Origin of the sequence: Bacillus cereus group sp. BfR-BA-01408, assembly GCF_022663305.1 — a bacterium.
Taxonomy (GTDB): Bacteria; Bacillota; Bacilli; order Bacillales; family Bacillaceae_G; genus Bacillus_A; species Bacillus_A pacificus.
Window position 1 is genome coordinate 1 of sequence record NZ_JAKUFF010000238.1, and the last position, 294, is coordinate 294.

Sequence of the window (294 nt, forward strand, 5' to 3'; positions counted from 1 at the left end):
CACTTCTTCTGACTCTTCTGTTTCTGCAATTACTTCCACTTCTTCTGACTCTTCTGCTTCCGCAATTACTTCCACTTCTTCTGAATCTTCTGCTTCCGCAATTACTTCCACTTCTTCTGACTCTTCTGTTTCTGCAATTACTTCCACTTCTTCTGACTCTTCTGTTTCTGCAATTACTTCCATTTCTTCTGATTCTTCTGCTTCCGCAATTACTTCCACTTCTTCTGATTCTTCTGTTTCTGTAATTACGTCTACCTCTTCAAATTCTTCTGGTATTTCCACAATGATTGTTTC

At 38.8% G+C, this 294-nt stretch carries 1 protein-coding gene; it reads right to left on the reverse strand.

Annotated features, from left to right (window positions below):
* Positions 1-294, reverse strand: a 294-nt coding sequence (locus MR083_RS28360) for a hypothetical protein (protein WP_242270122.1), incomplete at both ends; no start/stop codon positions are given.